Genomic DNA, 3,293 nt, shown 5'->3' on the forward strand with positions numbered 1-3,293 from the left:
CGACCACCGGGATCTCACCTCTTCCCCGACACGACGGTCTTCCGTCCGGGCGGCGAGCGCGAGCACCCCGGCGCCGCCGAAGAGCCAGCGCCGCCAACGCCGACCGGCGGGGACCGCTCGCTGAGTGTCCTCGATGGGCGGGCGGGGCACCGGTTGGCTGGCCGCGTACGGGCCGGAGAGCGTCGCGCCACCGCTGACCGGAGCGCCGCTCACCGGTGCCGCCGGCGAGCCGAGTGGCAGGTTGGTGAGCAGGTCGTGCAACTCCAGGGCGGAGGGACGCTCGGCCGGGTCGTTGGCCATGCCGGCGCGCAGCACGTCGATCAGCTCGTCCGGCACCCCGGGTAGGGCGGGGAGTGGCTGGTTGAACATCTCCAGCACGGTGACCAGGCTCGGGTTGCGCTCGGACTGCCAGCGCGGCGGCCGGCCGTGCATCACCGCGTAGAGGGTGGCGCAGAGCGCGTACACGTCGACGGCCGGCGACGGCGGGCTGTGGCTGAACATCTCCGGCGGCGCGTACGCCGGGGTGAGCACCTCCAGGGTGACCGAGGCGTCCCGGTGCTCGGCGAGGACGGCGAGCCCGAAGTCGGCGAGCACCGCCGAGTTGAAGGGCGAGTAGAGGATGTTCGCCGGTTTCACGTCCCGGTGCAGCACCCCGGCGGCGTGCGAGTGGGCCAGCGCGTCCGCGATCTTGATGCCGAGGTCGCGGGCCTCCACCGGGCCCAGCGGCGAGGTGCGCATCCGTTCGGCGTACGAGCCGTCGCAGAGTTCCATGATCAGGTAGGGGTGCTGGTCGACGGTGACCCCCACGTCGAAGAGGTCCACCACGTGCGGGTGTGACGACATCCGGCCGGCCGCCCGCGCCTCGCGCAGGAAGCGGGCCTGATCCCGCTCGCTGTCCAGCGTCCGGTTCTCCACCTTGACGGCGACCTCGCGACCCACGGAGATCTGGGTGGCCTGGTAGACGGTCGCGTACCCGCCCCGGGCAAAGACTCGCAAATCAGTCAGGCCGGGCACGATCGGCACTGGTGGGCCGCCGGTCGGGGTGTCGGTCACCGCTCGAAAATACCCAACCCGACCGATGGCTCAGCGCACCGCGTCCGCCGGAGCGGCACCGGTGGGACCGGTACCCTCCTCGGCGACCGCAGCCGTGTCGGCACCCTCGGACGATCCGTCCCTGCCGGCCGGGATGCCCCGGCGGGCATCCAGCCGCAGACCGATGGCGGTGGCCACCGCTCCCAGCCCCTCCCACGCCGCCACCCCGAAGAACCGGTCGGGGGCGATGTCGGCCAGCACCGCGATGGTGAACACGGTGAACGTGACCAGCCGGAAGACCACGGTGAACCGGTAGAACACCCGCCACTCGGTCACCGTGGCGAGCAGGTAGTAGACGCCCATGTTGAAGGCCGCCATCGAGGACGCCAGCAGGAACGTCCCGGTGTGATCACCGACGGCCCGCGTCGCCGGCACCTCGAACCCGAGCATGCGCAGCTGCGCCTCCGGCCAGAGCAGCCCAACCGCGCCCATCACCAGCGCCAACACGCCGAAGACCGCGATGGTCCAGCCCGCGATGGATCGCGGCAGCTTCATGAAGGGCCTCCCCAGGCACGGCGACGGTCACCACAGTGGACCCGTACGCGGTGGTGACACGCTAGCCGCTCCCCCCGACCACCACATCCCCAAAACCGGCAAAAACCTGCCCCACCCCCGGGGCCGCGTTGATCAAGAGCTTTCGGTCACCGGAAGCCCGAATCCTGACGCAAACCTCTTGATCAACAGCAGGGGGCAGGGAGCAGGCAGCAGGGGGTCAGAGCTGGGCTGTGGTTAGGCGGGTGTGGAGGGCGTCGGCTGCGGCTCGTTCGCTGCGCTGCTCGGTGGCGTACGCCAGGCGGACGGCCTCTCCCGCACAGGACAGCGCCTCCGCCGGACGCCCGCAGGCGGCCAACGCCTCGGCCAGCACGCTCGCCGCGATCACCTGGCTGCGCACGTCCTCGGCCGGTGCGGTGACCGCCCGGCGGGCCCAGTCCAACGCCTGCTCCCGCTGACCGTGGGCGAGCAGCGCCGCAGCGTACTGGGCCATCGTCTGGCGGCGGGAGAAGAGCAGCGAGGGCGCGTTCGCGGCGGCCGTCGCCACCGGGGCGAGCAGCCCGACCGCGGTCGCCGAGTCACCGGCGGCGAGACGGGCCGTGGCCAGCAGCACCCGGGGCGCCACCTGCGCCGGGGCCTGCGGGTTGTGCGGCTCCACGGCGGTCAGCACCGCCCGGGCCACCCGCTCGGCCGTCTCGCAGTCGCCCATGTCCAACGCGACGAAGCCGCGCAGTGTGCCGGCCATCCCGGTGAGCAGCGGGTGCGAGGTGCGCTCCGCGTACGCCAGGGCGTCGGTGAGCAGGTCCGCCGCGTGCTCCGGCTCGCCCAACCCGCGCGCCACCACCGCCCGAACCACCAGGGCGAACCCGCGCCCCCAGTCGTCGGAGGCGGCGGCGAACTCCCGGTACGCCCGCCGGGCCTCCCGGTCGGCCTCGGCCAGGTCACCCAGCTCGGCGGTGGCGAACGCCGCCACCGCGCGCAACGTGCCCACCGCCCACGCCTCACCGACCCGCTCGCCGAACGGCAGGAACACCTGCGCCATCCGACACGCCTCGCGCAGACGGCCGGCAAGCAACCGGGCGAACGCCGTGGTGCCCCGCAGCCAGGCCCGCCCGTACGGGTCCTTCAGCTCGGCGAAGAGCCGGGCGGCCCGGCCGAGCACCGCGTCGGTGCCGGCGAAGTCACCCCGGGTGGTGGTCACCCAGGCCAGGTTCTGCAGGGACCACGCCTGCCCGCGCCGGTCCTGCGCGCCGAGGCTGACCTGGTACGCGGCCGCCAACCGGCTGCTCGCCTGACTCAACCGCCCGGCCACGAAGTCGGCCATGCCGAGCCGGCGCATCGCCGTGGCGCGCTGGACGGGCAGCTGACCCGCCGTGGCCACCTGCAACGCCTCCTGCCAGGCGGTCACCGCCCGACCCTGGTCGCCGAGGGTCTCCTGGGCCTGCCCGGCCAGCAGCAGGGCGCTGACCCGGGTGACCTCGTCCCCCGCGTTCGCGGCGATCTTCTCGGCGTACGCCAACGCGTCGGAGACCCGGCCGACCTGGAGCAGAGCCCGGGCGTGCACCACCTGATCGGCCGCCGGCACCCCGTCGCGGGCCAGCTCGGTGGCGCGCTCGGCGTACTCCACGGCCATCGCCGGCTCCCCGGCGGACAGCGACCGGCGGGCGGCCCGGCCGAGCGCGGCGACGCCGAGCGGAACCACCGCCCGG

At 73.9% G+C, this 3,293-nt stretch carries 3 protein-coding genes; all 3 read right to left on the bottom strand.

All coding sequences use genetic code 11. The features are described 5' to 3' along the window. Nucleotides 1–1,053: serine/threonine-protein kinase (locus PSH25_RS24415; protein WP_238661294.1), on the bottom strand; the 1,053-nt coding region annotated here is incomplete at its 3' end. Between the two features lie 30 nt (nucleotides 1,054–1,083). Then, complete coding sequence (locus PSH25_RS24420) at nucleotides 1,084–1,587, bottom strand: hypothetical protein (protein ID WP_238661295.1); 504 nt, start codon at nucleotides 1,585–1,587, stop codon at nucleotides 1,084–1,086. 217 nt (nucleotides 1,588–1,804) lie between these two features. Further along, nucleotides 1,805–3,293: tetratricopeptide repeat protein (locus PSH25_RS24425; RefSeq protein WP_238661296.1), on the bottom strand; the 1,489-nt coding region annotated here is incomplete at its 5' end.

This window comes from Micromonospora foliorum, from assembly GCF_022229015.1.
Lineage (GTDB): Bacteria > Actinomycetota > Actinomycetes > Mycobacteriales > Micromonosporaceae > Micromonospora > Micromonospora foliorum.